This window comes from Streptomyces sp. NPDC001709 (assembly GCF_053596375.1).
This window is the reverse complement of the sequence record NZ_JBSFGB010000026.1, coordinates 50,621-76,621: the sequence shown is the minus strand read 5'-3', so window position 1 is coordinate 76,621 and position 26,001 is coordinate 50,621. Positions and strand designations below refer to the sequence as shown.

Below are 26,001 nucleotides of genomic sequence, written 5' to 3'. Positions count from 1 at the left end.
TCGTCAGCCCCCGTTCGGGGCCCGATGCAGCGGCTGCTCAGGGGCGGGGCGCCGGACCACCGGCGGCACGGCCCGCACGGCCGACTCGTCGGTGTGCACGGTGAGGCGCTCCCCATGGTGCAGCAGAGTCAGCGGCGGCCCGTCCAGCAGCGCGTACGTCGCCTTGTCCGCGCCGATGTCCACGCGCAGCCGCCGGCCGCGGAACTCGACGTTGAAGGCGAGCCGGCTCAGCCGGTCAGGCAGGCGCGGGGCGAACCGCAGCCGCTCGCCGTCCCGGCGCATCCCGCCGAAGCCCGCCACCAGCGCCATCCACGTACCGGCCAGCGAGGCGATGTGCAGCCCGTCGCGGGTGTTGTGCTCCAGGTCCTGCAGATCCATCAGGGCCGCCTCGGTGGTGTAGGCGTAGGCGAGGTCCAGATGGCCGGCCTGGGCGGCGATGACGGCCTGGCAGCACGCCGACAGGGAGGAGTCCCGTACGGTCAGCGGCTCGTAGTAGGCGAAGTTCCGGGCGACCTGCTCCGCGCCTTCCTGGCCCTCCGTGCCGTGTCCCGTGTCGAAGAAGTCGCCGCAGGTGTACATGGCCAGCACCAGGTCGGCCTGCTTGACGACCTGCTTGCGGTAGAGGTCGAAGTACGGGAAGTGCAGCAGCAGCGGGTACTGCTCGGGGCGGGTGCCGGCGAAGTCCCAGCGCTGGTAGCGGGTGAACCCGGCGTGCTGCTCGTGGACGCGGAGTTCGTCGTTGTAGGGGATGCACATGGCCTCGGCGGCGTCCCGCCAGGCCGCGCTCTCCTCCTCGTCCACGCCGAGCCGCGCCGCCTCGCGCGGATGGCGTTCGGCGCTGTCGGCCGCGGCGAGCAGGTTCTGCCTGGCCATGAGGTTGGTGTACGTGTTGTCGTCGGCGACCGCGCTGTACTCGTCGGGTCCGGTGACGCCGTCGATGTGGAAGACGCCGTGCGCGTCGTGGTGGCCCAGCGAGCGCCACAGCCGGGCCGTCTCCACCAGCAGTTCCACGCCGGCCTCGCGCTCGAACTCGGTGTCGCCGGTGGCCTCGACGTACCGGACGACGGCGTCGGCTATGCCGGCGTTGACGTGGAAGGCGGCGGTGCCGGCCGGCCAGTACGCCGAACCCTCCGGTCCCGCGATGGTCCGCCAGGGGAACGCGGCCCCGCCGAGCCCCAGCTGGGCCGCCCGCTCACGCGCCTCGTCCAGGGTGTTGTACCGCCAGCGCAGCGCCTCGGCGACGGCCGCGGGCGCGGTGTGGGTGAGCACGGGCAGCACGAACATCTCGGTGTCCCAGAAGGCGTGCCCGTCGTAGCCGGAGCCGGTCAGGCCCTTGGCCGGGATGGCGCGCTGCTCGGCGCGGCTGCCCGCCTGCAGCACGTGGAACAGGGCGAAGCGGACCGCCTGCTGGACCTCCTCGTCGCCCTCCACCTCGACGTCCGCGCGGGCCCAGAAGTCGTCCAGGCAGGCCCGCTGGTCCGCGAGCAGACCCTGCCAGCCGTCGTGCGCGGCGGCGGCGAGCGCGGCGTCGACCTGGTCGGCCATCGCGGGCAGCGAGCGGGTGCCGGACCAGCCGTGGGCGACCAGCTTCTCCACCCGCAGCGTCTGCCCCGGCTCCAGCACCGAGGTGACCGTCAGCCGGGCCACGTCGCTGCCGCTCTCGCTGCGTGTGGTGGTGCGCTCGGGGCCGCTCACGACGTGGTCGGCGGCCACGGCCACCCTGAGGCCACTGCGCCGGGTGCGGTGCACCAGCCGCAGCCGGCTGCCGGAGGAGAAGTGGTCCTCCTGCTCCAGCGGCGACTGGAGCGCCATGGCCGCGCGCGGGTCGCCGTTGGACTCGGGCAGGGACTCGTTGGCGACCAGCTCGGACTGGATCACCACCCGGCTGCGGCTGCCGACGGCCTCCACCTCGTACGCCACCGCGGCCACCGCGCGCTGGGTCAGCGACACCAGCCGGGTCGAGCGCACCCGGACCGTGGAGCCCGCCGGGGAGGTCCACTCGCAGGTCCGCTCCAGCACCCCGCGGCGCAGGTCCAGGATCCGCTCGTGGGCGACGAGCCGGCCGTAGCGCAGGTCGAACGGCTCGTCGTCCACCAGCAGCCTGAGGATCTTGCCGTTGGTGACGTTGATGACCGTCTGGCCCGACTCCGGGTAGCCGTAACCCGCCTCCGCGTACGGCAGCGGGTGCACCTCGTGCACGCCGTTGAGGTAGCTGCCGGGCAGGCCGTGCGGTTCCCCCTCGTCGAGGTTGCCGCGCCAGCCGACGTGCCCGTTGGACAGCGCGAACACCGACTCGCTCTGGGCGAGCACGCCGAGGTCGAGGGCGGTCTCCCGTACGGCCCACGGCTCCACACTGTACGACCGGTCGGTGATCACTGCTTTCCTCCCAGCTCGGCGAGGTCCTTCACCACCATGGTCGCGCCATGGGCGTACAGCGCCTCGGTCTGGCCCACACGGTCCACGCCGACGACGCACCCGAAGCCGCCCGCGCGGCCCGCCTCCATGCCGGCCAGCGCGTCCTCGAAGACGGCCGCCCGTGCCGGATCGACGCCCAGGTCGCGGGCGGCGGCGAGGAAGGTGTCGGGGTGCGGCTTGCCCGGCAGGTGCCGTTCGGCGGCGACCACGCCGTCGATCCGTACGTCGAAGAAGTACTCGGCGCCGACGGCGCGGAGCACATCCCTGCAGTTGGCGCTGGAGGAGACGATCGCCGTGCGCAGCCCCTCGGCGCGGACCGCCTCCAGATAGCGCAGGGTGCCCTCGTAGGCCTCCACGCCGCCGGTGCGGATCCGCTCCAGCAGCCGGACGTTCTTGCGGTTGCCGAGGCCGTGCACGGTTCGTGCCTCCGGTGGGTCCTCGGGGGTGCCCTCGGGCAGCTGGATGCCGCGCGAGTCGAGGAAGGCGCGGACGCCGTCGGCGCGGGGGCGGCCGTCCACGTACTCGTCGTATTCGGCGACCGCGTCAAACGGCCGCCCCCGCTCCCCCGCGTAGTCCCGCAGGAACGCGTCGAAGGTCTCCTTCCAGGCGGCCGCGTGCACGACGGCCGTCTTGGTGACGACCCCGTCGAGATCGAACAGACAGGCCTGGATTCCGTCGGGCAGACCGAGCTGAGTCATACCCAGCACTGTTCCCCATGGGGCGCGGTCCATTGAGTGGCACACGCCACACAGTGCGCGAATCCCAGGTGACACACTCTGCCGTGTGCCGCTGACCTTCGACGACCTCCTCGACCGTGCCCGTGGCCTCGTCCGGGACGGCCGCCGTGCCGTGCTCGGCATCACGGGCAGCCCCGGTGCGGGCAAGAGCACCCTCGCCGAGCGCCTGGTGCGGGCCCTGAACGCCGACGGGCCGCCCTGGGCCGCGCATGTGCCCATGGACGGCTTCCATCTCGCCGACGCCGAGCTGGACCGGCTCGGCCGCCGCGACCGCAAGGGCGCCCCGGACACCTTCGACGCGGCCGGGTACGCGGCGCTGCTGCGGCGGCTGCACGAGGACACCGACGACGTGGTGTACGCGCCCGGGTTCGAGCGGGTGCTGGAGCAGCCGCTCGCGGGCGCGATCCCGGTGCCCCCGGCCGCCCGGCTGGTGGTGACCGAGGGCAACTACCTGCTGCTGACGGAGGGTTCGTGGGCCCGGGTCCGGCCCTGCCTGGACGAGGTGTGGTTCTGCGCTATGGACGAGGACGAGCGGATCCGCCGGCTGATCGCCCGGCACGAGGAGTTCGGCAAGGACCACGAGACAGCGGTGGCCTGGGTACGGGGCACGGACCAGCGCAATGCCGACCTGGTGGCGCAGACGCGATACAGGGCGGACCTGGTGGTGCCGGTCGGCGCCCTGCCGACGCCGGTGTTCCCCGAGCGCTGACGACGCTCAGCGGTGGAGGGTGAGGGACGGCTCCCCACGGCTGTCTCCCGCCACCGCGCCGACGACCGCGGTGAACGCCTCCGTGCGTACGGTGAGCCCGTCCGTGCCTTCCTCGCACACCGGCGCGAACGCCCCGCCCGGCCCGTACCGCACCGCGAAGACGTGCAGCCCCTCCGGTGCGCCCGGTGCGGGCCCGGCCTCGAACGCGCTGGAGGACACCAGGTGCCGCCAGCCCTCGTCGGGATCGCCGTAACCACGCGGATCCGCCGCGAGCGCGAACGCCGCCTGTTCCTGGGTGAGTTCGGCGCGCGCGTCGAAGTGGTCGGGCCCGGTGTCCGTGGGGTGCGTGAGCCGCAGGCCGCCGGCCGAGGCGACCTCCCCGTCGGCGGTACGGCGCACCCGGTCGCCGTCGTCGGCGGCGTACGGCAGCCCGGACAGCAGGTACGGCGCCCCGTCGAGCCGCTCGACCGCGACCGTCACCCACAGGCTCGTGCCGTCGGTGACGTACAGCGAGCGCACATGGCGCAGGACGTGGTCGCGGCCGACGACCGGCTTGGTCACCAGCTTCGCCGCGAGCCCGCCGGCGCGCACGTCCCGGACCCGGGGCTCGCCCATCGGGCGGCACAGCAGGAAGCCGTCCGTGACCGGCCCGAACCCGTGCTGGCGGCGCACGGCCGCAGGCAGGTAGTAGGTTCCGGCGGCCTCGATCAGGGAGGGGGTCATCCGGCTGTCGAAGGCCACCGAGACCGACCCCAGGCGCAGTTGGTGCCGGACGGGTACGGCGGACGGGGTGCGGTGCCAGCGGGTGGTGTCCTGGATCTGCCAGACCAGCATGAACGCGAAGTGCCCGTCGATGCGGCCGTCGCGCTGGACCGCGTGCCGGCCCCACCGGGTGTCGCCCCGGTAGCGGCCCAGGTCGGAGCCGATGCGCGCGCTGAAGTAGCGCAGGCCCAGGACGGATTCGAAGCCGGAGTGCTGTTCGCTGTAGCGGGGACCGCCCTGGTCGTAGCCGCCGGAGGTCAGGCGGGCGTCGATGTAGCGGGCGAGGGTGTCGCCGTCCTCGGCGAAGACCTCCGCTCCGCTGACCCGGTGGGCCTGGGCCAGGAAGGACAGGGAGATCGGGCCGTAGTTGTTGTCGTAGGCGCCACCGTGCTCGGGCGGCAGCAGGGCGTCCCGGTCGCGGACCCGGTGGGCGCGGATCCCGTCGGCGTACAGGGCAAGGGCGCGGGAGCGGACCGATGCGGCCTCATCCGTGGGGAGGTGGCGGGCGAGCATCAGGCCGCCGACCACACAGCCGATGGCCTGGTTGCCGGCCGCCTGCGGGTTGAAGAAGGTGGCCTCGGTGAGCCAGCGCCAGTATCCGTGGGCCGTCCGCCTCAGCTGTGCCCGCTGTGCGTCGTCCAGGAGGCCGTCGGCCGCGTCGAGGACGTTGGCCGCCTGGAGCAGCGCCCAGACCGTGCTGGGCCAGTCGCCGATCGGATGGGCGCCCGCCCGGAGCACGTAACGGGCGTACGGCAGACCGGAGTTGACGGCCTTGAGGTTCGGGTAGCCGGGGTTGTCCTCGGTGTAGACGCGCTCGCGCAGATGGAAGGCGAGGCTGCGGCGGACCGCCTCCGGCAGCCGGGGGTCCTTGCCGCGCTGCCAGGCGAGGGCGAGCAGCGAGGTGACGCCGAGGGAGGTGTCGCCGATGTCGTCATGTGCGGCGGGGTGTTCGAGGTTGCCCTCGGGGGTGATGCGGGCGAGGGCCTGCTCGGTGATGTCGGCGAGGACAGCGTCGTACGCCCGGGGGGCGTCCGGCAGGTCGTGCAGCGGGCCGCGTTGGTAGGGCAGTCGCACGCGGTTCAGCCCTTCGTTCCGGTGGTGCCAGGCCTTCCGGCAGCCTCCCCCGGAAGACCTTCCACCAGTCTCTTCCGGCAGGCCGCACGTTCGTTCCTGTGAGACCGAGGCCGATTCTGTGCGCCGCGCGCCCCGCGTTCACCCGCCGACCATCCGGAGATCACCCGGGCCTCCCCGACGGGACACACCCCCGCCCTAGATATTCAGCCATTCAACTTCTTCTCCCCGCTGCTCCACGGGACCGCACAAGTCGGCACATCCCGCCGGGCGTTGCCGTGGACCACTCCTGAGAGGCACAGGCATGCCGTCATCTGCCGGGCACCCCTCCTCCGTGCCGGACCGGCGCGGTTTCCTCAAGACCTCGCTGGCCGCGTCGGCGGGCGTGCTCGCCGCTCCGGCCGTCGCCGCCTGGCTGCCGGCGGCCGACGCGAAGGCCGCGACCGCGCCGGCCGCGTTCGTGGACGATTACAAGAGCAACGTTCTGCCGAACCTCACGCCCGAGACCAACGCGGTGGTCCGCATCCTCGGCGGCTTCACCCAGGTGTGGAAGACCGGCTCCGCCTGGAACACCGGCGCCCCGCTGCGCCCGGAGGTGCTGCGCGCCGACCTGCGCTACTGCGCCCGGGGCACGGCGCGGCGCACCGACGAGCAGGCCAAGGAGGCGTTCGTCTACGACCGCCAGCACCAGAGCTACGCGATGATCGCCGGTCTCGGCCCGCTCGCCGACCTCTACAGGGCGGGCGCGAAGGCGGTCACGTCGATCACGAGCGCACCCGACGGCACGCCCGCGACCACCGTCAGCGACGCGGTGCCCGCGGACGCCCCGGCGGGCTCGGCGCTCGGTGCCGGCGCCCACGACTCGGCGCTCGGCAAGGTCGCCGAGCTGGTCGACACCGTGCGCGGCCCGTACGCCTCCGCAAACCCCGCCAAGTACGCCTGCCAGTACCCGCGTCCGTGGCGCCTGACCGAGGACAGCGAGGTCGTCGACACCGGCAGGACGGACGCGTTCGGCTTCCCGGTGTACGCCTCCGAGGTCGTGGTCGCGCCGCAGCTGCTGCGCCAGCGCGGCACCTCCCCGGCCGACGACGGCGGCTTCCCGAGCGGTCACACGAACGCCTTCCACCTGGCCGCGCTGGCCTACGCCCACGCCGTGCCCGAGCGCTTCCAGGAGCTGGTGACCCGCGCCTTCGAGCTGAGCCACACCCGCATCGTGGCGGGCATGCACCACCCCGTGGACGTCATCGGCGGCCGGATCATGGCCACCGCGCTCGCCGCGGCCACACTCGCCGACCCGGCCAACGCCGGACTGAAGGCCGCCGCCCGCGCCCAGGCCCTGGCCTACTTCACCGAACGGACCGGCGGCACCGCCGACACGCTGTACGACTGCGCGCACGCCGGCACCGACCCGTACGCCGACCGGGAGGCCAACGCGCGTGCGGTCCGGCCCCGGCTGACCTATGTGCTCACCCGGCAGGGCCGCGAGCTGCCGCTGACCGTGCCGAAGGGCGCGGAGGTGCTGCTGGAGACCCGGCTGCCGTACTTGACGGCGGATCAGCGCCGCGAGGTGCTGCGCACCACCGGGCTGCCCTCCGGGTATGTGCTCCTCGACGGCTTCGAGCAGTGGGGCCGGCTGAACCTGTTCGCCGCGGCGGACGGGTACGGCGCCTTCGACTCCGACGTCAGCGTCACGCTGGACGCGGAGGCCGACGGGTTCTCGGCCGCCGACGCCTGGCGCAACGACATCGACGGGCGCGGCGGTCTGACCAAGCGCGGCACCGGCGCCCTGACGCTGACCGGCCGCAACCGCTACACGGGCGGGACGGTGGTGACCGAGGGCACGCTGGTCGCCGGCTGCGCGGACGCCCTCGGCCACGGGGACGTGCGGGTCACGGACGGCACGCTGCGGGTGGCCGGGCGGCTGCGGGTGCGCGGCGCGTACGCCCAGGACGCGGGCGCGCTCCAGGTCACCCTGCGCGCGGGCGGCAAGGCACCGCTGACGGCCCGGCACCTGGCCGTGCTGGGCGATACGGCGGTGCTGTCGCTGCGGCTGGACACCGAGCGGCCGCCGGCCGAGGGCAGCACCCTGCCGGTCGTCGACGTGCCCCGGCTGCGCGGCCGGTTCGCCCGGATCGAGGTGAACTCCGGCCTGCTGCGGGCCGTACCCGTGTACACGGCAGAAGGTCTGTCGGTACGACTCGTGAAGCGGTGACGCCGCGGGCGGCGGGAGCGGTGCGACAGTAGGGCCATGATCAGGCCCACGACCGTTCCCGTCGCCCCTCGGCCGGTGCCACCGCGGGGCGGATGATGGCGCGCGAACAGCACCTGGTCCTCAGCCGGCCGGCTCCCGCCGGGGCACCGGCCGGCCCGTTCGCCGGGGTGCACCGGCACCGGCGCCGCCTGGTGCCCCTTCTGGTGGCGCTGCTGCTCGCCCAGATGGCCGCGGCGATGATCACCACGGCCGTCCAGCAGACCCCGACGATCGACGAGCCGGTGTACGTCGCGACGGCGGTCGACTACCTGCACGAGCACCGGATCCGCTACAACCCCGAGCACCCACCGCTCGGCAAACTGCTGATCGCGGCCGGTGTGGCGGTGGCCGACCCGCACTACGACCCGTCGTACACCGGCACGCAAGGGGACGTGGGCCGGCATCTGCTGTACGAATCCGGCAACGACCCCTGGCGTGTGATGCTGTGGGCTCGGCTGCCGGTGATCGCGCTGACGCTGCTGTTCGGGCTGGTCGCCTTCGCGTTCGCCCGTGAACTGACGGGCACGGTGGGCGGTCTCGTGACGCTCGCGCTGTACACCGTCTCGCCCGACCTGATCGCACATGGCTCCCTGGCCACCCTGGACATGCCGGCGGCCGGCTTCGTACTGACCTCGGCCTGGCTGACGTGGCGCGCACGCCGGCGCCCCCTGCCCTGCCTCCCGCTCGCCGGAGCGGCCCTCGGGGCGGCCGTCGCAACCAAGATGAACACCCTGCCGGCGGTCCCGGTACTGATGGGGCTGGCCGCGGTATCGGCCCTTGCCGGGGGGTGGGGGCGGCAGACGCCACGGACGGGGGAGGCGGACGCGCATACGGTCCGGGGGCGGCCGGACGCGAGTGCGGGCCGGGGGCGGCACGTACTGTCCGCGCTCGCGGGCCCGGTCGGCAGCCGGCGCCGGAAGGCGTGGGCGGCGCTCGCCGGGGCGGTTCTCGTGGGGCTGGTGGCGGTCGCCGTCGTGTGGGGTGCGTATCTGGCCGTCGATCCGCGGCTGCGGTTCTCGCCCGCCGAGCCCGTCCCGGCCCTGCACGGACTGCATGGCCGGCTGGTGGATCTGTTGCCGGTGCCCGAGGCCTACCGGGCGGGAATGCGGGTGCAGTTCGGGCTGGAGCGGTATCCGTGGCAGGGGTATCTGTTCGGGCACCTGTACACCGGGACGCTCTGGTACTACCTGCCCGCCGCCCTGCTGGTGAAGACGCCGCTCGGGCTGCTGGCGCTGGGTGCGGCCGGTGCCGTGGCGGTCCTCGCGGTACGGCGGCTGCGGCCCGCGGCGCCGTACCTGCTGCTGCCGCCCGCGCTGCTGCTCGCGGCGGCGATGACGGGATCGCGGGACTTCGGGACGAGGTACGCGCTGTTCGTGCCGATGTTCCTCGCGGTAGCGGCCGCCTGTGTGCCCCGGCCCGGCCGGCGCTGGACGGCCGCCGCGACGGCCGTACTGGTGCTGTTCACGGCCGTGAGTTCGCTGCGGACGTTCCCGTACTACCTGCCGTACTCCAACGAGGCCTTCGGCGGCCCCGCCCGCACCCATCGGCTGCTGCACGACTCCAACGTGGACTGGGGGCAGGACCTGGGCCGGCTCGCCGACCGGCTCCGGCAGCGGTATCCGGGCGAGCGGGTGTGGCTGGTGTACAAGGGCAGCGGGGTGCCGTCGTACTACGGCATCCGCGCCGCCGATCCGCGCACCGTTCCGGCGGATCGGGTGCACGGGCTGCTGGTAGTGTCGGACTCCGCCCTCGCCAAGGCACGCGGACGGCTCGCCGAGCTGGTCGGCAGCAGCCGGCCGGTCGGCGAAGTGGGCCATTCGATCAGCCTCTTCCGGCGCTGAAACCTCCTGCTCAACCCCCTGGTCATGACGGTGGGTGAGCTATGTTGAGTGCTTGTGGCAGACAAAGGAGGCGGACCCGTGCCCTCGCCGCAGCAGGCGCGCGCACAGGCTTCAGCGATCACGTCCGGCAAGACCGTGCCCACGGCCGAGGCCTCCCCGACCTCCCGGCTGAGGGAACTCTTCGACGGCCCTCGTCTGTCGCCGGGGCAGCGCCGCATCGCCCAGTACCTGATCGAGCACATCACCGAGGCCGCGTTCCTGTCCATCACGGAGCTGGCCGACCGGGTCGGCGTCAGCCAGCCCTCGGTCACCCGCTTCGCCGGCGCCGTCGGCTTCAGCGGCTATCCCGCGCTGCGCGAGAAGCTCCAGTCGATCGCGCTGAGCAGCCTGGCCGGCGGTCCTGGCGAGGAGAACCGGGCCAACGAGCTGCAGGCGGCCGTGGACGCCGAGATCGAGAACCTGGAGAACCTGCGGCGCGACTTCGCCGATCCCGACCAGATCATCCGGATCGGCCGCGAGCTGTCCCGCTCCACCCCGCTGACCGTGCTGGGCCTCAGGATCTCGGAGTCGCTGGCCGAGTACTTCGGCTACGCCGCCCGCCGGATCCACCCCGATGTGCGGCTGGTCACCCGGGGCGGCAGTGTGGCCTACGACACGCTGATGCAGTGCCGTGAGGCCGGCGGCACCTGGGTGCTCGCCTTCGCCATGCCCCGGCACTCCCAGGAGACGATCCAGGCCGTCCGGGTGGCGCGCGGCGCCGGTCTGAAGGTCGCCCTGGTGACCGACCTCGCGCTCGGGCCGCTGGCCGACGAGGCCGACGTCACCTTCGCCACCGGCACCGGCTCCCGCCTGGTCTTCGATTCCTACGCCGCACCCGGGGTGATGGCCGCCGCGCTGCTGCAGGCCATGACCGACGCCGATCCGGAGCGCACCCAGGCCCGCCTGGAGAAGTACGAACAGCTCTCCGACCAGCACCACTTCTTCCAGAAGGACTGATCCGGTCCACCCATGCGGGGACGATCAGGGGATGATCCGCCACCAAGCGCGCATGAATGTTTTCATACGGCTTGCAAAGCGCACGGCATATATAAATACTGCTCGCACCACCGCCCCGAGAAAGCCGACGGACCGCCCATGCGTACGCACGTCTCCGCGCGGCGCCGGCCCCCGACGCCCGGGGCCTCCGCACGGACACCCCCAGCCGCCGTCTCCTACCCACGTCGGCGCCCGGGGTGTACCGGGGCGCGCCGTCTGCGCGACGCGCCCGTGGCGGCCCCGGCCATCCCCTAGGCCGGGGCCGCCCCGCACCCCGTCGGACACCCTCACGACGCCGCACACCGGAAGCGATGATCATGACCTTGACCAGCACGCGTATCAGCCCCGACTGGCCCTGCCAGGTCAAGACCCCGGGCTCGTACGACTGGGAACGCTCGGCGGCCAAGTGGCTGCGCGAGCTGATCCCCGCGCGCTACGCCAGCTATCCGGCCCTCATCCGCCACCCCGTTCTGCTCGCCCGGCACGCCCAGCTGCAGGTCCAGCAGGAGATACGGGTGGCCCGGACGGCGCTGCAGACCGCGCGGGCGGAGCTGCCGATGCTCGGACTGCCCGAGTCGGTCATCGAGCACACGATCAAGCTGTATGCCGCCGAGGTCATGCAGCTGCAGCACATCGCCCGCAGCGTCCGCGCGGTCAGCGAGGCCCTGGCCGGACGCGGCCCGGCCCGCTGATCCGCCGGCCGGCGGCACGGCACCGCACCGCCTTCCCCCTCGTCCGGACGGCTCGCGGGTCCCGTCGGGCGGTCGTACGAAGCCCGTGAGCAGCTGGTATGGAGCCGGACCGGCAGACGCGCGAGCGAACGGCCCCGTATGTGCCATGCTCGTCGCGTGACGAGCGAACGCGCGCACCCGGTGGACCCCGCCGGCTCCGATGTGGCGGCGTTGGCCAAGGTCGTGGCCCGGCAGCGCGCGGAGCTGGAACGGCTGCGGGATCTCGCCGCGACCTCGGCGGTCCTGGAGCGGGCCAAAGGCGTGCTGATGGCCGTCACAGGCTGTACACCGGAAGCCGCGCACGCGGAGCTGGTACGGCGCGCCGAGGACGGCAACCGCACGCTCCTCGAACAGTGCTGGCTCACCCTGGGCGCCCTGCCGCCGCCGCAGGAGCAGCCGCCCGGCACCCGGCCGGTCCCCGCCGAACCGCCGGCCGCCGGTTCCTGGGAGGCCGCCCAGACCGGCACGGTGGAACTCGCACGCATACTCGGGCACATCGGCCGGGACCTGGTCTGTGTCGGCACACCGCACGAGCTGGCCCGATGCCTGCTGGACCACCTCGCGCCGCAGGCGGACGCCGACGCCGTGCTGCTGTACGAGCAACTCCCCGAGGGCGGGCTCGAACTGATCGGGCACGCCGGCCTCGACGCGACCCTCGCCGCGCAGTGGCGGCATCTCCCCCCGGTCACCCAGGTGGCCGCGCTGGACGCCCTGCGGTCCGGCGAGCCGCGGTGGCTGGAGGACCCGGCCACGAACCGCGACCGGTATCTGCTGCTCGGGGATCCGCCGGAGCGCTGGCCCAGCCGGGCCTGGCTGCCCGTGCCGGCCGCGGACACCGCGCGCGTCGCGCTGGGCGTGCTGCGCCGGCGCGACGGGCCGTTCGCGCCGCGCGAACGGGAGCTGCTGCGGGCCGTGGCCCGGCTCTGCGCGGGCCGGCTGCGCGCCTTCGATCCACCCCGCGAACGCACCGGCGAAGGCGCCGCCGAGACCGTGCAGGCGGTGTTCGACGCGCTGCCGGGCGCGGCGGTCCTGCTGACCCCGCTGCGCGCCGCCTCCGGCGAGGTGGCGGACTACCGCATCGACGCCGCCTCCTCGGAGGCGGTCGACGCATTCGGCCGGACCGGCCGGGAGATGACCGGCGGGCAGCTCCTGGAGTGTTGTCCGTGGGTCGCGGACGAGCCACTGTGGCAGGGCTGCCTTCAGGCCGTGGAGACCGGGGTGCCGTTCGAGAGCGAGCCGTTCGTCCACCAGGACGTGGTGGGCGAGGTGCCCGTGACCGCCACCTACTCGGTACGGGCCGCCCCGCTGCGCGGGGGCCTGCTGGTCACCTGGCTGCGGCAGGACCCCGCGGACCGGCAGGAACAGCGCCTGGCCGATGTGCAGCGGCTCGGCAACCTCGGCTGGGCCAAGTGGAACCTGCTCACCCAGGAGACCTCCTGGTCCGCGCAGACGTACGCCGTGCTCGGCCGGGCCCCCGCGCAGCAGCCGCTCGCCCTGGAACGGCTGCCGGACCTGGCAGTGCCGGAGGACGCGGGTCCGCTGACCCACGCGATCGCCGAACTGATGCGCCACGCCCGGCCGTTCGATGTGCCCTTCCGCATCCAGAGGACCGAGGGCGTCCGCCATCTGCGGCTGGTCGCGGAGGCCGTCACGGCACAGGACGGCACCACCGTCGAGGTGCACGGCTTCGTCCAGGACCTCACCCCGCAGCGCAGCGCCGAACTGGCGCTGGTGGAGAGCGAGCGGGCGATGCTGCTGCAGCGCGGGATCCTGCAGGCCGAGCGGGCCCTGGCCGCCCGGTTGCAGCACGCCCTGCTGCCGCTGCCGAGCAAACCGGTGCTGCTCGCCGGGCTGCGCGTCGAGGTCGCGTACCTGCCCGCGCAGTCCGGCATCCATGTGGGCGGCGACTGGTTCAGCGCCATCGAACTGCCCGACGACGACGCGCTGTTCGTGGTCGGTGACGTGGCGGGCCACGGCGTCGACGCCGTGGCCACGATGGCCCAGCTCCGCTTCACCGCCAAGGGCATGGTCACCACGGGCTCCTCGCTGACCAGGGCGCTGGCACAGCTCAACTTCCTCCTGCTGCACTCGCGCGACCCCCAGACCACCGCCACCCTCGTGATCGGCCGCTACGACCCCGACCGGCAGGTCCTCGCCTGGGCGCAGGCAGGTCACCTGCCCCCGCTGCTCGTGCGCCACGGCGAGGTGCGCTACCTCGACCGGCCCGACGGCATGCTGCTCGGCGCGAGCGCGACCCCGGTCTTCGCGTCGGCGGAACTCCGCCTGGAGCCCGGGGACCGGCTGCTGCTGTACACCGACGGCTTGGTCGAGCGCCCCGGCGAGAGCCTGGACACGGGCTTGGACCGGCTCGCCGAGGCGGTGCGTGTGCACGGCCGCGGCGACTACGGCTCCGTGGACGCGCTGCTCGCCACGATGCTCGCGGACGAGCGGCGGGACGACGTGTGCGTGCTGGACATCAGGATGCCGCGGGGCGGGGCGGACGCGACGGAGACGACAGAGACGGCGGGCACGGCGGGCATGGCCCTGTAGGGCTCGGCGGCGCGCGGGCACGTGGTGACGGTCCGGCGGCCGGGCCCGGATCAGTCGTCGTCGTCCCGGTGTCTCCAGTACCAGCACACGCCGACGATCAGGGCCAGCAGGAACACGGCGGGCGCGAGCAGGCCCGGGATGCGGGAGCCGGTCATCGGGCTGGCTTTCGTTCGTGGTGCGACGGACCGCGCGGCCGTCGGCCGCGGACCGCCCATGATGAGGCCGGAGCACCACCTTGGCAATGACTCTCGCGCGGTGTTGCCCGGCGTCCGAACCAGCTCACTCCAGGGGGTGACCGGCCTTGATGCCGCCCGCGTCGGACAGCCGCAGCAGCGCCCCGGCGCGCCCCTCGCCCCAGCGCACCGGGTGGAGGACGAAGCCGACGTGGTCGCCGCCGTCGGTGCGGTGCAGGATGGCGCCGACGAACCAGGCCGCCGCGTCCCGCAGGACCACCGCCCCGCCGTCCTCCTCCGTCCACTCCAGGCCGGCGAACTTGTCGGTCTCGTCGCCGGTCTCGCCACCGAACAGCTCCGCGAGGGCCCGTTGGTCGCGGGTGAGCAGGTGGACGGTGAGGTGGTGCGCGGCCCGCGCGACGCGATAGGTGTGGTTGGCCTTGGACAGCCACACGGCGAGCCGGGGCGGCCGGACCGAGCACTGCGAGGCGAAGCCGACCAGGCACCCGGCCCGCTCACCGTCGGCCACGGCTGTGACCACGCACATGTCGGGGTTCAGCCGACCGAAGAAGCGGTCCATGCCGGCCTCGCGGCCGACACCCACACCGGCCTCCGGGCCGACTCCCGCCGTACTGGGCGCGCTCTGCGCGCCGTCGAGGTCCGTCATACCGACCACACCTCCTGGTCCCGTCGTCCCCGCCTCACCACCCGAGCCCGCCATACTCGCCACACCACCCGAGCCCGTCATCCTCGCCGTACCGTCCGCATCCGTCATGGCACCGCGCTCCCGTCCGCCGCCCAGGCCCGGCCCGGCCTCGGGGCACGCCGGGAGGGCCGGGACGGCCCTCGCCGCTTCCCGGTGTTCCCCGCGTGTCGGTCATGAATCGTCGCCGAGGCTAGTCCGTGACTCCAGCGCGCGGCGCGTGTCGTTGCCGTAGACGCCGGTCTCGTCCCCGCTGATGCCGTACCAGAGCTGGAACCGGGCCACGGCCGCGGTCAGGTCGGCGTCGTACGTGCCGCTGGTGGAGCCGCCGCGGTAGACGTCGGGGACGCGCAGCAGGCGTTTCTGCAGTTGGGTGACCTCGGGGCCGGTGTCGCCCTGGCGGAGGGTGCCGGGGCCGTCGGGGTCGGTGGTGGCGGGGGGTGCGAGGGATGCGGTGGGGGTCGGTGCCGGTGTGGTGGCGGGCGGGGCGGTGGTCGCCGGACGGTGCGGCGCCGGGGCCGCGGCGGCCTGCTGGCGGCCGGGGAGCAGCAGAGCGCAGCCGAAGCCGAGCAGAGCGGCGGCCGCCACGGCCCCGGCGACGGCAGCCTTGCGCAGGTACGCGGTGGTGCGGGGCGGCGGTACCGGCGGCAGTTCCTGCGTCTCCGCCTCGTCGGTGTGCGCCGTCTGCGCGGGGACGGTCTCCATCTCGCGCATCAGCTCCGCGAGGGCGTCGAAACGGCGGGGCCGCAGCACCCGGATGGGTTCCAGGACCGGCCCGGAGCGCGGCTGTTCGGGATCGGGCGGTATCGGCACCTGGCTCTCCTTCCGTCGTCCCCGTGCTCAGATACGACGACGGGGGTGCCGCCGTTCAGCGCGACCGGCGCCCCCTCTCAAGCGTTCGAAACGCGAAACTCGGTAAGAGGTATTGAGGGTTTGAGAAAGCGCGTGCTAGAAAGCGCCGCCATGATGACTCCTTGGTCACGCCGTGGGTTTCTGGCCGTCTGTTCGGGAACCGCTGTCGCCCTGGGTCTCGGCACCCGGGCGGCCGCGGCGTCGGACGAGTTCGCGACGCTCCGGGCGAAGTGGCGCACCCTGATCCTCGGTGAGGGGTTCGACCCCACCGCCGAACCGTTCAAGGGCCGACTCGCCGACCTGGGCACGACGGCGAACCAGTACCGGGCCACGATGGCCCCCGCAGCCGGCTCCCTGTGGCCCGACCTGGTCTACGCCGATCCGGATCCGGACACCGACCAGGAGTCGGTCGGCTACTCGGGCAGGATGAACACCAGTTACACCCGCCTGAGCACGCTCGCGCAGGCCTACTGCCAGCCCGGTACCGGCCTGACCGGCGACGCGGATCTGCGGGACGCGATCCTCACCGGCTTGGACCACCTCCACGACGACGTCTACAACGCGGACCAGACCTGGTACGGCAACTGGTACAGCTGGCAGATCGGCGCCCCGCAGGCGCTGCTGGACATCTGTGTGCTGATGTACGACGCCCTGTCGGCCGCGCGGATCGCCCGCTACCTCGCCGCCGTCGACCACTTCGTGCCCGACTCGGCCGTGGCGAGCTACAGCGGGACGAGCACGGGCGCCAACCGGGTCGATCTGTGCCGGGTGCTGGCGCTGCGCGGTGTCGTCGGGGCGAGCGCGGCCAAGGTGGCGCTGGCCCGTGACGCCCTCTCCCCCGTGTTCCCGTACGTCACCTCCGGCGACGGTCTGTACGCCGACGGCTCGTTCATCCAGCACACCACGGTGCCGTACACCGGCTCGTACGGCTCGGTCATGCTGGGCGGGCTGGGCCTGCTGTTCGCGTTGCTGGCGGGGTCCGGCTGGGAGGTGACGGACCCGAACCGGCAGATCGTGTTCGACGCGGTGGAGCACGCCTGGGCGCCGTTCCTCCACAACGGCCTGGTGATGGACGGCGTGGCGGGCCGGGCGATCAGCCGCGGGCTCTCGGCGGCGGACCCGAAGCACATCCAGCAGGACGACCATCTGCGCGGCCATCCGATCCTGGCGTCGATCGTGCTGCTCGGGCGGGGCGCGAGCACGGCGGAGAACGCCCGCTGGCGTGCTCTGGTGAAGGGCTGGATGCAGCGCGACTACTACAGCCCGCCGCTCGCCGACCCGGTGCTGAGCCTGGCGCATCTGGCCCGGCTCCAGGGGGTTCAGGACGACGGCGCGGTGACGGCGGCGGCCGAGCCGGCCGGGCACCGGCTGTTCCCCTCCATGGGGCGGGCCACGCACCGCAGACCCGGCTGGGCGGCCGCGCTGAGCATGGCGGACCAGAGGATCACGTACTACGAGACCGGCAACGGGGAGAATCTGCGCGGCTGGCACACCGGGTCCGGGATGCTCTACTGGTGGGGCGACAGCTTCGCCAACGGCCAGTACAGCGATGCCTTCTGGCCCACCGTCGACCCTTACCGGCTGCCCGGTACGACCGTCTCGCGCAAGGCGCTGGCCGACGCGGCCGGCGGCGACTGGGGCGCCGCGAAGCCGGACGTGACATGGGTGGGCGGGACGACGGACGGACAGCGGGCCGCCGTCGGGCAGCACCTCAAGGGCCTGCAGTCGACACTGGCGGCGAAGAAGTCGTGGTTCTTCCTGGACGACACGATCGTCTGCCTCGGCGCGGGCATCACCTGTACCGACGGCACGGCCGTGGAGACGACCGTCGAGAACCGCAACCTCGGCCCCACCGGCGGCGCCCCCTTCACCGTCGACGCCACGGTCCAGCCCGCCGCCTACCCCTGGTCGGCGACGCTCACGGACGCGAAGTGGGCGCACATCGGGGGGCACGGGGGCTATGTCTTCCCCGGCGGGGCGACGGTGCGCGCACTGCGCGACGCCCGCGACGGCAGCTGGAGCACGATCAACAAGGGCGGCTCGGCCACCGTCCTGAACCGCAAGTACCTGACGGTGTACGTCGACCACGGCATCGACCCGGCGAACGCGACGTACGCCTACCTCCTGCTGCCGGGCGCCACCGCGGCCCGTACGCAGGCCCGGGCGGCGGACACGAAGTGGCTGACCGTGCTCGCCAACACCGACAGCCGGCAGGGCGTCTTCGTGGCCTCGCTCGGCTTCACCGGGGTGAACTTCTGGTTGGGCGGAACGGTCGGAACGCTCACCGCGAGCGATCCGTGCTCCGTGATGATCAGCGAGAAGGCCGACGGCACCGCCGTGATCGCGGTGAGCGATCCGATGCGCATGCGCACGAGTCTCACCCTGACCTGGCGGCGGGCGGTCGACGCGGTCACATCCGCGCCGGCCACGCTCGCCTCGGCGGCCACCGGCTCCACGCTGACGCTGGCCTTCGGCGACCTCACCGGCACGGCGGGGGCCACCCAGCGGGTCATCGTCAGGCTGGGCTGAGCGCCCCCTGCGCGAATCGGGCCAGGGACGCCGTGAACGCGGCGACGAAGGCGTCCCTGGCCTCCTCCGGGAGGGCCTCGAGGGACAGGTAGGGGTTCAGGTCCTCCAGTTCGACCAGCAGCAGGCCACCGTCGCGGGTACGGCAGGCGTCGACGCGCTGGATGCCGTGGCCGAGGTCGTTCCAGTCGATGAAACGCCGGGCGAACTCCAGGTCGGCGGCGGTGGCCGCATAGGGCCTCAGCTCCCAGCGGCGCTCGGGGTCGGGTGCGTACAGGGCGTACTGGAAGTCGTCGTCGACGAAGTAGAAGGACACCTCGTGTGCGAAGTCGACGCAGGGCTGGATCAGGACGTCGCCGGTGGCGAGCGCGGCCACCTGGCCGGCGGGGACGATCCGCAGGCCGAGGGAGTCGGCGCCGAGCATGGGCTTGACCACGTAACGGCCGGCGGTCGGCAGCAGGTGCAGGTCCGCGGCGCGGCCGACCGTCGGGATGACGGGGAAGCCGGCGGCGCTCAGGTCGAGCAGATACTGCTTGCCCACCATGTCCGCCTTGCCGGTGAGCGGGTTGTACACCCGCGCCCCCGTGGCGAGCGCTCGCTCGCGGAACGCGTCGTACGCGCGCTGGTGGTCGAGGACGGGCCCGCTGTTGCGGACGACCACCGCGTCGAAGCCGTCCATCAGCGCGGCGGCGTCCAGGGGATGACACAGGGCGAGGTCGAAGCGGGCGCGGAGCCGGGAGGTGAGGAAGATGTCCTCGTCGCAGTAGCGGCGCCCGCGGGCCTCGTACGCCAGGTCGGTCACGTAGAGCAGGCGGGGGCGGGCGGAGGGCATACGGGGTCTCCTCGGGCGGTGCGGCCGCGGCGGCAGCGGGTCGGGGTGCGGCCGGGTCGGCAGCCGTGCAGATCGGCAGCGGCTGCAGAAAGGTTACGCCGGAGCGCTGCCGCCCCCGTCCCCGGCCTGGACCCTCGTACAATTTGATCCCGAACGATCTCCCGTGGCGCGGCACCGGCCGCGGGAGTCACGCTCAGCGACCCGAGGAGCGCCCGTGCCCGGCCAGCGATCCATCACCGAAGCCGAACGGCTCGCCTCCGCCAAGCTCGGCGGCGTCCCGATCCGCCGCGCGCAGATGGCCGCCGTGGCCAATATCTACCGGGCCGCCTCGGCGGTTCGGCAGCACCTGGAGAACTCGGTGCTGCGCGGCTCGGACCTGACCTGGACGGCGTTCGTCGTGCTGTGGGTGGTGTGGGTGTGGGGCGAGTCGGAGACCCGGCATGTCGCCGAGGAGGCCGGGATCTCCAAGGGCACGCTCACCGGGGTCGCGCGCACCCTGGAGTCGCGCGGGCTGCTGCGCCGGGCCGGGCATCCGGACGACGGCCGCCTGGTGCTGCTGAGCCTCACCGACAAGGGCGAGGACCTGATGCGGCGGGTGTTCCCGGAGTTCAACGAGGAGGAGGCGTTCGTCACCGCGCGGCTGAGCGACGCCGAGTGCCACAGCCTCGCGGAGGGGCTGCGGCGGGTCGTCCTCCAGGTGGAGGAGCACGGCGAGGAGCGCCGCCGGGACCTGCTCGGCGGCGCCGAGCCGGCGCCCCGGCGCAGTGGGCGGCGCGCCCGTACCTGACAGACCGTCAGCGGCGGTCGCGTGCGGCGCGCACCAGCGCGTCGAACAGGCCCTGCTGGGCGGAGTCTTCCCCTGCCGTGTCCTCGGGGTGCCACTGCACGGCCGTGAACCACCCTCGCGCACCAGGGAGTTCGAGGCCCTCCACCGTGCCGTCGGCGGCGGTGGCGGTGGCGGTCAGGCCGTGGCCCAGGCGTTCGACGCGCTGGTGGTGGTAGCAGGAGACGTCCGCCTTCTCGGCGCCGGCGGCCTGTTCGAGCAGGGTGCCGGGCCGGATCCGTACCGGGTGCACGCGATGGCGGTGTTCGCGGTCGGGACCGCCCATGTCCTGCTCCAGGGTGCCGCCGAGGGCCACGTTGACGACCTGCATGCCCCGGCAGACGGCCAGCAGCGGAACGGCCGAGTCCAGGCAGGCGCGGGCGACTTGCAGGTCGAAGGTGTCCTGGACCTCGTCGACGTCGTACACGCTGTGGTGGGTGGTGGTGGCTCCGTAGCGGTGCGGGGCGAGGTCGCCGCCGCCGGGGAGCAGGACGCCGTCGAAACGGGCGAGCCGGGCGGCGGTGCCGGTGTCGGCCGGGTGGATGCTCGCGGGTTCGCCGCCGGCCCGCCAGACGGCCTCGATCAGGGCGCGGGCGGTGACCTCGGCGGCGTACCGGAGGGCGGAGGTGGTGGCGCAGAAGCGGGCGGGGATCGCGATCAGCGGGCGGGTCACAGCTGGATCCAGGTCGTCTTGAGCTCGGTGTACTTCTCCAGGGCGTGCGCGGACTTGTCGCGGCCGTTGCCGGACTGCTTCATGCCGCCGAACGGGACGGTCAGGTCGCCCTCCTCGTAGCAGTTGACCCACACCGTGCCCGCCTTGAGCGCGCGGGAGACCCGGTGGGCGGTGGTGAGGTCGGAGGTCCACAGGCCGGCGGCGAGGCCGTACTCGGTGGCGTTGGCGAGCCGTACCGCCTCGTCGAGGTCGTCGAAGGGCAGGACGGCGAGCACCGGTCCGAAGATCTCCTCGCGGGCGATCCGCATGGCGGGGCCCACCCGGTCGAAGACGGTCGGGCTGAGGTAGCTGCCACCGGTACCGGTGAGGGTGCGGGTGCCGCCGGTGCGCAGCCGGGCGCCTTCGGCGTCGGCGGTGGCGATGTGGTCCAGGACGCGGTCGAGGTGGGCCGCGCCGACGAGGGCGCCCATCTCGGTGGCCGGGTCGAGCGGGTCGCCGACGCGGAGTTCGCGGGCGCGGCGGACGATCGCCTCGGTGACGCGCTCGGCGATCGAGGAGTGCACGAGGAGCCGGGAGGGCGCCGTGCACATCTCGCCCTGGTTGAAGAAGATGCCCCAGGCGGCCGTCGCGGCGGCCCGGTCCAGGTCGGGGGCGTCGGGCAGGATGATGTTGGGTGATTTGCCGCCGAGTTCGAGCCAGACCCGCTTGAGGTTGGAGTCGGCGGAGTAGCGCAGGAAGTGCCGGCCGACCGCGGTGGAGCCGGTGAAGGCGAGGACGTCGACGTCCGGGTGCAGGCCGATGGCGCGGCCGGCGGTGGGGCCGTCGCCGGTGACGACGTTGAGCACGCCCGGCGGCAGTCCGGCCTCCGTGCCGATCCGGCCCAGCAGCAGCGCCGACAGCGGCGACGACTCGGACGGCTTCAGTACGACGGTGCAGCCGGCCGCGAGTGCCGGTGCCACCTTCCAGCCGGCCAGCGTGAGCGGGAAGTTCCAGGGGACGACCGCGCCGACCACACCCGCAGGTTCGCGGGTGACGAGGGCGAGGGCGTCGGGGGCGGTGTGCGGGGACTCGTCGGTGAGCTTGTCGGCGAGCTGGCCGTACCAGCGGAACGTGCGGATGGCGGCGCGCAGTTCGATGTCATGGGCGTCGGTGATCGGCTTGCCCATCTCCAGGGTGATGGTGAGGGCGAGCTGTTCCCGCTGTTCTTCGAGGAGTTCGGCGATGCGCAGCAGGACGCGGCCGCGTTCGGCGGGGGCGAGCCGCGGCCAGGGGCCGGAGTCGAAGGCGCGGCGGGCGGCAGCGACGGCGTGGTCGACCTCGGCCTGCCCCGCGTCGGCGACGTCGGCGAGGGTCTGTCCGTCGCGGGGCGAGACGACCGCGAAGGTCCGCCCTCCCCCGGGTTCGCCCGTCCCGTCGATGTGGTGCTGTACCGGCAGGGCGAGTGCCTTGGCCCGGCGCAGCAGTTCGTCATGGGTGACGTCCAGCATGGTGTTCCTGTCCAGGGATAGGGGAGCCCGGCCGCCGCGCAGGGGCCGGGCCCGGCGATGGTGCGTCAGCGGTCGGCGGCGGTCCGGGGGCGGACCAGGCGCGCGGTTGCGGCGCCGAGGAGCAGTACCGCGGGGACGGTGGCGGCGAGCCAGGTCGCGGTGGTGGCGTCACCGCCGATGAGGGTCGTGAGGTTCGCGAGGATCACCCAGATCACGGCGGCGATGCCGAGGGCGCCGAGCGCGGGGGCGACCAGGGTGTTCCAGCGGCGGGTGTCGAGGCGCTCGCGGCGGAAGAAGACGATCACGGAGAGGGAGGTCAGGAAGTACAGCAGCATGCAGGCGAGGACGCCGACGCCGCTGAACCAGGAGAAGAGGGTCAGGACGGGGTCCTTGTCCGCGAGGGCGAACGGGATCACCAGCAGCACCGCGATCGCCGTCTGTACGACGCCGGCCGCCCAGGGCGACTGGCGCCGGTTGAGGGAGCGCAGCCGGCCGGGCAGCAGGCCCTCGCGGCTGAGGGAGAACAGGTAGCGGTTGGCGGAGTTGTGGAAGGCGAGGACGCCGGCGAAGAGGGAGGTGCCGAGCAGGACGGGCAGCACGTCGTTCGCCCAGCCGCCGAAGAGGTGCGCGATGGGCGCGAAGACGAACACCGTGGAGTCACCGCCGGCCAGCGCCTTTCCCGCGGCCCCGGCGACCTTGGAGGCGCCGTAGGAGGAGACGAGCATCCACGAGGTGAAGGCGAAGAAGCCGGTGACCACGGCGACCGACAGATAGGTCGCCCGGGGGACAGTCCGGTGGGGCTCGCGGGCCTCCTCGCCGTAGATCGCAGTGGCCTCGAAGCCGAACATCGACGCGACGGCGAACATCAGGGCCACGCCCGGGGCGCCCTGCAGGACCGCGCTCGGCGAGAAGGTGCCGGTGACGCCGAGGCCCTCGGGGCCGCCGCCCTTGAACAGGGTGACCAGGGCGAAGGCGAGCAGGATGCCGAACTCGGCGAGCACGAACACGGCGAGCACCTTGGCGCCGAGCTCGATGCCGGCGGCGCCCAGCACCTGGACGACGGCCATGGTCATCAGGGCCCAGACCCACCAGGCCGCGTGCATGCCGGTGTGGTGCTCGACCAGGCCGGCCACCGTGTAGCCGTACAGGCCGTACATCGCGGCCTGGACCGTGCAGTAGGCGAACAGGGCGACGGCGGCGCTGCCGCTGCCGGTGGTCCGGCCCAGGCCCTTGCCGATGTACGTGTAGAAGGCGCCCGCGTTCACCACGTGCCGGCCCATGGCCACGAAACCCACCGAGAAGAGCAGGATCACCGCGCCTGCGACGGCGTAGGCGGCCGGGGCGCCGGGGCCGTTGCCGAGGGCTACGGCGATCGGGACGGCGCCCGCGATGCCGGTGAGCGGCGCCTGGGCGGAGAGGACGAAGAACAGGATGCCCAGGACTCCCAGGGCGTCGCGCTTGAGGGTTCCTGCGGGCTGGGGGGCCTCTCCGGCCCGGGGGCGTACGTCGACCGTCTGACTGTCCACTCGGATCACCTGCTGAGGGGAGAGGTTTCGTTTTGAGCCAAACGAGTTGCCTCATGGTGAGCCGGAACTATCCACATGGCAAGGGGTCACGGCAGGGAATTCACGGGCCGGACGGGGACTGTGGGATCACACGACGAACCCCCGCCACGGCCGCGACGGGGGCTGTCGTGCCGGGCACGCTCAGTCGTGGTCGGCGGGCGGGCGCGCGCCCAGGTCGCGCAGGAGGGAGCGCAGCTCGGCGAGGGCGGCCTCGGTGTCCGCGCGGTCGGCGATGCCGGTCAGCTGGTGCAGGACGAGACCGTCGAGGGCGGCGAAGACCAGCCGGTTGAAGGCCGGGCTCACGCCCTTGGGCAGTATCCGGTCCAGCTCGCGCCACGAGGCGCCGAAGTACTCCTCGTAGAGCCCCCTGACCTGCGGCAGCAGCTCCGGGCGGCGACGGGCCTCCAGCAGCAGCTCGTACTGGTACGCCTGCCCGTCCGCGTCCTCCTCCACCATGTCCGTCAGACCGCTGACGAAGTCCTCGGGCCGGCCGGTGCCGGGCTCCAGCAGGCTGCTGCTGAGGCTGACGCGGATCGCGTGGGCGAGGGACTCCTCGATCAGCGCGTCCCGGGAACCGAAGTGGTGCACGACCAGCCCGTGGGTGACCCCCGCCTCCTCGGCGACGGCCCGATAGGTCAGATGCCGCAGCCCACGACGCCCGACGACCCGCACGGCGGCCCTGAGCAGAGCCTCACGGCCCTCGCCGTAGCCGAGCCGCTTGTGGGGCCGCGGCCGACGTCCCCGCGCACCCTCGGAGACGCCGTCCTGCGGGGTACCGGAGGCCTCAGCTTGCGGGGTCCCGGGAGCCTTGGCCTGCGGGGTACCGGGAGCCTTGGCTTGCGCGGTACCGAGGCTCTGGGCCTGCGTGGTCCCCGGAGTCTCCTCCTGTGCGGTACCGGGACTCTCGGCCTGCGTGGTCCCCGAAGTCTCCTCCTGCGCTCGGTCGTGAGCGCCGCCTCGCGAGGCCTTGGGAATGCCAGCCGCGCGGTCGTGCGCGTGACCCCGCGCGCGGCCGTGAGAGGGGCCGTGCGCGGCCCCAGGAGCGTCACCCCACCCCCGGTCGTAAGGCGCGCCGCCCCGCAGAGCCTGAGAAGCGTTACCCCTCACATGATCCGGAAAAGCACCGCGCGCGACCGCAGGAGCATCACCCCGCCCACCGTCGAAAGGAGCACCGCCCCCCAAAGCCCGAGAAGCGTCACCCCCCACACAGTCCGCAAAAGCACCGTGCGCGTCGCCCAGCCCGCCGTCGGGAGAGGCGGCGCCCTGCGAGGCCTGGGGCGCGCCGGCCTGCGAGGCCTGGGGAGCGTCGGCCCGTGCGGGCTCGGGCGCTGCCTGCGGGGGCTCGGCGGAGTCGGTCATGGCGGCGACCCTACCCGCCGGCCTCGCGGCGCGGGTCCGTGCTTCACCGGCGTGGGGCCCGGATCCCCCGGAACTCCCAGTCGCCGCCGAGGGCGGTGGACAGCACCTCCTCGGACTCGGTGGGCTGCGCGCCGACGTCGGTCCGGATCGGGGTCGGTCCGGTGACGATGTGGTTGGTGAGCCGGCCGAGCCCTTCCACCTCCACCTCCACGACGTCGCCGGGCCGGACGGGCCGCGAGTTGGCGGGGGTGCCGGACAGCAGCACGTCTCCGGGGTGGAGGGTGATCGTGCGGGCGATGTCGGCGACGAGGTAGTGCATGTCCCACTTCATCTCGTCGGTCGAGCCGTCCTGTACGACCTCGCCGTTGACGTGGGTCCGCAGCCGCTTGCCGTGGAAGTCCCAGTCGGTGACCAGGCCCGGGCCGAGCGGGCAGAGCGTGTCGGAGCCCTTGACCCGGAGCATGGAGCCCGCGTCGGTGTCGCGGAAGTCGTGCAGGCCGTAGTCGTTGGCGATCGTGTAGCCCCCGATGTACTCCCCGGCCTCGGCCGGGGAGATGTTCCGCGCGGTCCGCCCGATCACGATGGCCACTTCGCCCTCGTAGTTGAGCCACTTGCAGCCCTCGGGCCGGACGATCGCGCCCCGGTGGGAGTTGAGCGAGGAGGTCGGCTTGTGGAAGTAGGTCGGGGTGTCGGGCAGTTCGATCCGGAACTCCTCCACCCGGCTGCGGTGGTTGAGGTGGACGGCGATGATCTTGGAGGGGACGGCCGGCGGGAGGTGCCGGGCGTTCTCGATCTTGACGCGGCGGCCGTCCGGGGCCACGAGTTCCTCGCCGTCGACGGTGACCTGGACGGGTGCTCCGTCGAGCAGGATGCGGCGGTATTCGGGCATGAGGGGCTCCTCGATAC

At 73.2% G+C, this 26,001-nt stretch carries 18 protein-coding genes and 1 pseudogene; 8 read left to right on the top strand and 11 right to left on the bottom strand.

The annotated features are described in order from the left end of the window. Positions 1-3: 3 nt before the first annotated feature. Together ACWC0C_RS32030 and ACWC0C_RS32025 are read right to left on the bottom strand one after the other, a co-directional pair. Positions 4-2,376: a glycoside hydrolase family 65 protein gene (locus ACWC0C_RS32030; protein ID WP_450867551.1), complete on the bottom strand. Its 2,373-nt coding sequence runs from the start codon at positions 2,374-2,376 to the stop codon at positions 4-6. Then, positions 2,373-3,113 carry a beta-phosphoglucomutase family hydrolase gene (locus tag ACWC0C_RS32025; RefSeq protein WP_450867550.1) on the bottom strand — a complete coding sequence of 247 codons (741 nt, stop codon included), beginning with the start codon at positions 3,111-3,113 and terminating at the stop codon, positions 2,373-2,375. The genes ACWC0C_RS32030 and ACWC0C_RS32025 overlap by 4 nt, the downstream gene beginning before the upstream one ends. Before the next feature lie 85 nt (positions 3,114-3,198). On the opposite strand from ACWC0C_RS32025, the gene ACWC0C_RS32020 reads away from it, so the two are divergent. Further along, positions 3,199-3,861: a nucleoside/nucleotide kinase family protein gene (locus ACWC0C_RS32020; RefSeq protein ID WP_450867549.1), complete on the top strand. Its 663-nt coding sequence runs from the start codon at positions 3,199-3,201 to the stop codon at positions 3,859-3,861. Positions 3,862-3,867: 6 nt separating this feature from the next. Here ACWC0C_RS32020 and ACWC0C_RS32015 read toward each other — a convergent pair whose 3' ends face one another. After that, the gene (locus ACWC0C_RS32015; RefSeq protein WP_450867548.1) at positions 3,868-5,697 is read right to left on the bottom strand and encodes a hypothetical protein; all 1,830 of its coding nucleotides are present in this window, start codon (positions 5,695-5,697) and stop codon (positions 3,868-3,870) included. 301 nt (positions 5,698-5,998) lie between these two features. Between ACWC0C_RS32015 and ACWC0C_RS32010 the strand changes: the two genes are divergently transcribed. From ACWC0C_RS32010 to ACWC0C_RS31990, 5 genes are all read left to right on the top strand, one after another. Beyond that, positions 5,999-7,906 carry a phosphatase PAP2 family protein gene (locus ACWC0C_RS32010; protein WP_450867547.1) on the top strand — a complete coding sequence of 636 codons (1,908 nt, stop codon included), beginning with the start codon at positions 5,999-6,001 and terminating at the stop codon, positions 7,904-7,906. Between the two features lie 92 nt (positions 7,907-7,998). Next, entirely contained in the window at positions 7,999-9,786 is a 1,788-nt protein-coding gene (locus ACWC0C_RS32005; RefSeq protein ID WP_450867546.1) for an ArnT family glycosyltransferase, read from the top strand. Positions 9,787-9,864: 78 nt separating this feature from the next. After that, positions 9,865-10,782, top strand: coding sequence for a MurR/RpiR family transcriptional regulator (locus ACWC0C_RS32000; RefSeq protein WP_449194037.1), 918 nt, complete (start codon positions 9,865-9,867; stop codon positions 10,780-10,782). Positions 10,783-11,132: 350 nt separating this feature from the next. Then, positions 11,133-11,513, top strand: a complete 381-nt coding sequence (locus tag ACWC0C_RS31995; RefSeq protein WP_449194036.1) for a hypothetical protein — start codon at positions 11,133-11,135, stop codon at positions 11,511-11,513. 138 nt (positions 11,514-11,651) lie between these two features. Beyond that, positions 11,652-14,102: a SpoIIE family protein phosphatase gene (locus ACWC0C_RS31990; protein WP_450867544.1), complete on the top strand. Its 2,451-nt coding sequence runs from the start codon at positions 11,652-11,654 to the stop codon at positions 14,100-14,102. Between the two features lie 279 nt (positions 14,103-14,381). On the opposite strand, the gene ACWC0C_RS31985 is transcribed toward ACWC0C_RS31990, so the two are convergent. Together ACWC0C_RS31985 and ACWC0C_RS31980 are read right to left on the bottom strand one after the other, a co-directional pair. Then, positions 14,382-14,855 carry a flavin reductase family protein gene (locus tag ACWC0C_RS31985; RefSeq protein WP_449194258.1) on the bottom strand — a complete coding sequence of 158 codons (474 nt, stop codon included), beginning with the start codon at positions 14,853-14,855 and terminating at the stop codon, positions 14,382-14,384. A gap of 297 nt (positions 14,856-15,152) precedes the next feature. After that, entirely contained in the window at positions 15,153-15,791 is a 639-nt protein-coding gene (locus ACWC0C_RS31980; RefSeq protein WP_450867542.1) for a peptidoglycan-binding protein, read from the bottom strand. Positions 15,792-15,941: 150 nt separating this feature from the next. Between ACWC0C_RS31980 and ACWC0C_RS31975 the strand changes: the two genes are divergently transcribed. Continuing rightward, on the top strand, positions 15,942-18,359 hold the full coding sequence (locus tag ACWC0C_RS31975; RefSeq protein ID WP_450867541.1) for a polysaccharide lyase 8 family protein: 2,418 nt from the start codon (positions 15,942-15,944) through the stop codon (positions 18,357-18,359). Here the strand turns inward: ACWC0C_RS31975 and ACWC0C_RS31970 are convergent. Further along, positions 18,346-19,188, bottom strand: a complete 843-nt coding sequence (locus ACWC0C_RS31970; RefSeq protein WP_450867539.1) for a hypothetical protein — start codon at positions 19,186-19,188, stop codon at positions 18,346-18,348. The two genes, ACWC0C_RS31975 and ACWC0C_RS31970, sit on opposite strands and share 14 nt — an antisense overlap. Before the next feature lie 214 nt (positions 19,189-19,402). Here ACWC0C_RS31970 and ACWC0C_RS31965 point away from each other — a divergent pair, with 214 nt between their 5' ends. Then, positions 19,403-19,975 carry a MarR family winged helix-turn-helix transcriptional regulator gene (locus ACWC0C_RS31965; RefSeq protein WP_450867538.1) on the top strand — a complete coding sequence of 191 codons (573 nt, stop codon included), beginning with the start codon at positions 19,403-19,405 and terminating at the stop codon, positions 19,973-19,975. Positions 19,976-19,982: 7 nt separating this feature from the next. On the opposite strand, the gene ACWC0C_RS31960 is transcribed toward ACWC0C_RS31965, so the two are convergent. The 5 genes and pseudogenes from ACWC0C_RS31960 to ACWC0C_RS31940 form a co-directional block, all read right to left on the bottom strand. Further along, positions 19,983-20,684: a gamma-glutamyl-gamma-aminobutyrate hydrolase family protein gene (locus ACWC0C_RS31960; protein ID WP_450867537.1), complete on the bottom strand. Its 702-nt coding sequence runs from the start codon at positions 20,682-20,684 to the stop codon at positions 19,983-19,985. After that, entirely contained in the window at positions 20,681-22,171 is a 1,491-nt protein-coding gene (locus ACWC0C_RS31955) for an aldehyde dehydrogenase (RefSeq protein WP_450867536.1), read from the bottom strand. The genes ACWC0C_RS31960 and ACWC0C_RS31955 overlap by 4 nt, the downstream gene beginning before the upstream one ends. A gap of 65 nt (positions 22,172-22,236) precedes the next feature. After that, positions 22,237-23,697 (bottom strand): APC family permease, encoded by a 1,461-nt coding sequence (locus ACWC0C_RS31950; protein WP_450867535.1) that lies wholly within the window; start codon positions 23,695-23,697, stop codon positions 22,237-22,239. 180 nt (positions 23,698-23,877) lie between these two features. Then, positions 23,878-24,465 (bottom strand): annotated as a pseudogene (locus ACWC0C_RS31945) (TetR/AcrR family transcriptional regulator); the annotation flags it as partial. Between the two features lie 673 nt (positions 24,466-25,138). Next, positions 25,139-25,984, bottom strand: coding sequence for a fumarylacetoacetate hydrolase family protein (locus ACWC0C_RS31940; RefSeq protein ID WP_450867534.1), 846 nt, complete (start codon positions 25,982-25,984; stop codon positions 25,139-25,141). Positions 25,985-26,001 lie beyond the last annotated feature (17 nt).

Bases quoted from the DNA above. Each gene is read 5' to 3' on its own strand.
- ACWC0C_RS32025 (WP_450867550.1), bottom strand. From the start codon at position 3,113: ATGACTCAGCTCGGTCTGCCCGACGGAATCCAGGCCTGTCTGTTCGAT.
- ACWC0C_RS32010 (WP_450867547.1), top strand. From the start codon at position 5,999: ATGCCGTCATCTGCCGGGCACCCCTCCTCCGTGCCGGACCGGCGCGGT.
- ACWC0C_RS32005 (WP_450867546.1), top strand. From the start codon at position 7,999: ATGATGGCGCGCGAACAGCACCTGGTCCTCAGCCGGCCGGCTCCCGCC.
- ACWC0C_RS31995 (WP_449194036.1), top strand. From the start codon at position 11,133: ATGATCATGACCTTGACCAGCACGCGTATCAGCCCCGACTGGCCCTGC.
- ACWC0C_RS31990 (WP_450867544.1), top strand. From the start codon at position 11,652: ATGTGCCATGCTCGTCGCGTGACGAGCGAACGCGCGCACCCGGTGGAC.
- ACWC0C_RS31985 (WP_449194258.1), bottom strand. From the start codon at position 14,855: ATGGACCGCTTCTTCGGTCGGCTGAACCCCGACATGTGCGTGGTCACA.
- ACWC0C_RS31975 (WP_450867541.1), top strand. From the start codon at position 15,942: ATGATGACTCCTTGGTCACGCCGTGGGTTTCTGGCCGTCTGTTCGGGA.
- ACWC0C_RS31970 (WP_450867539.1), bottom strand. From the start codon at position 19,188: ATGCCCTCCGCCCGCCCCCGCCTGCTCTACGTGACCGACCTGGCGTAC.
- ACWC0C_RS31955 (WP_450867536.1), bottom strand. From the start codon at position 22,171: ATGCTGGACGTCACCCATGACGAACTGCTGCGCCGGGCCAAGGCACTC.
- ACWC0C_RS31940 (WP_450867534.1), bottom strand. From the start codon at position 25,984: ATGCCCGAATACCGCCGCATCCTGCTCGACGGAGCACCCGTCCAGGTC.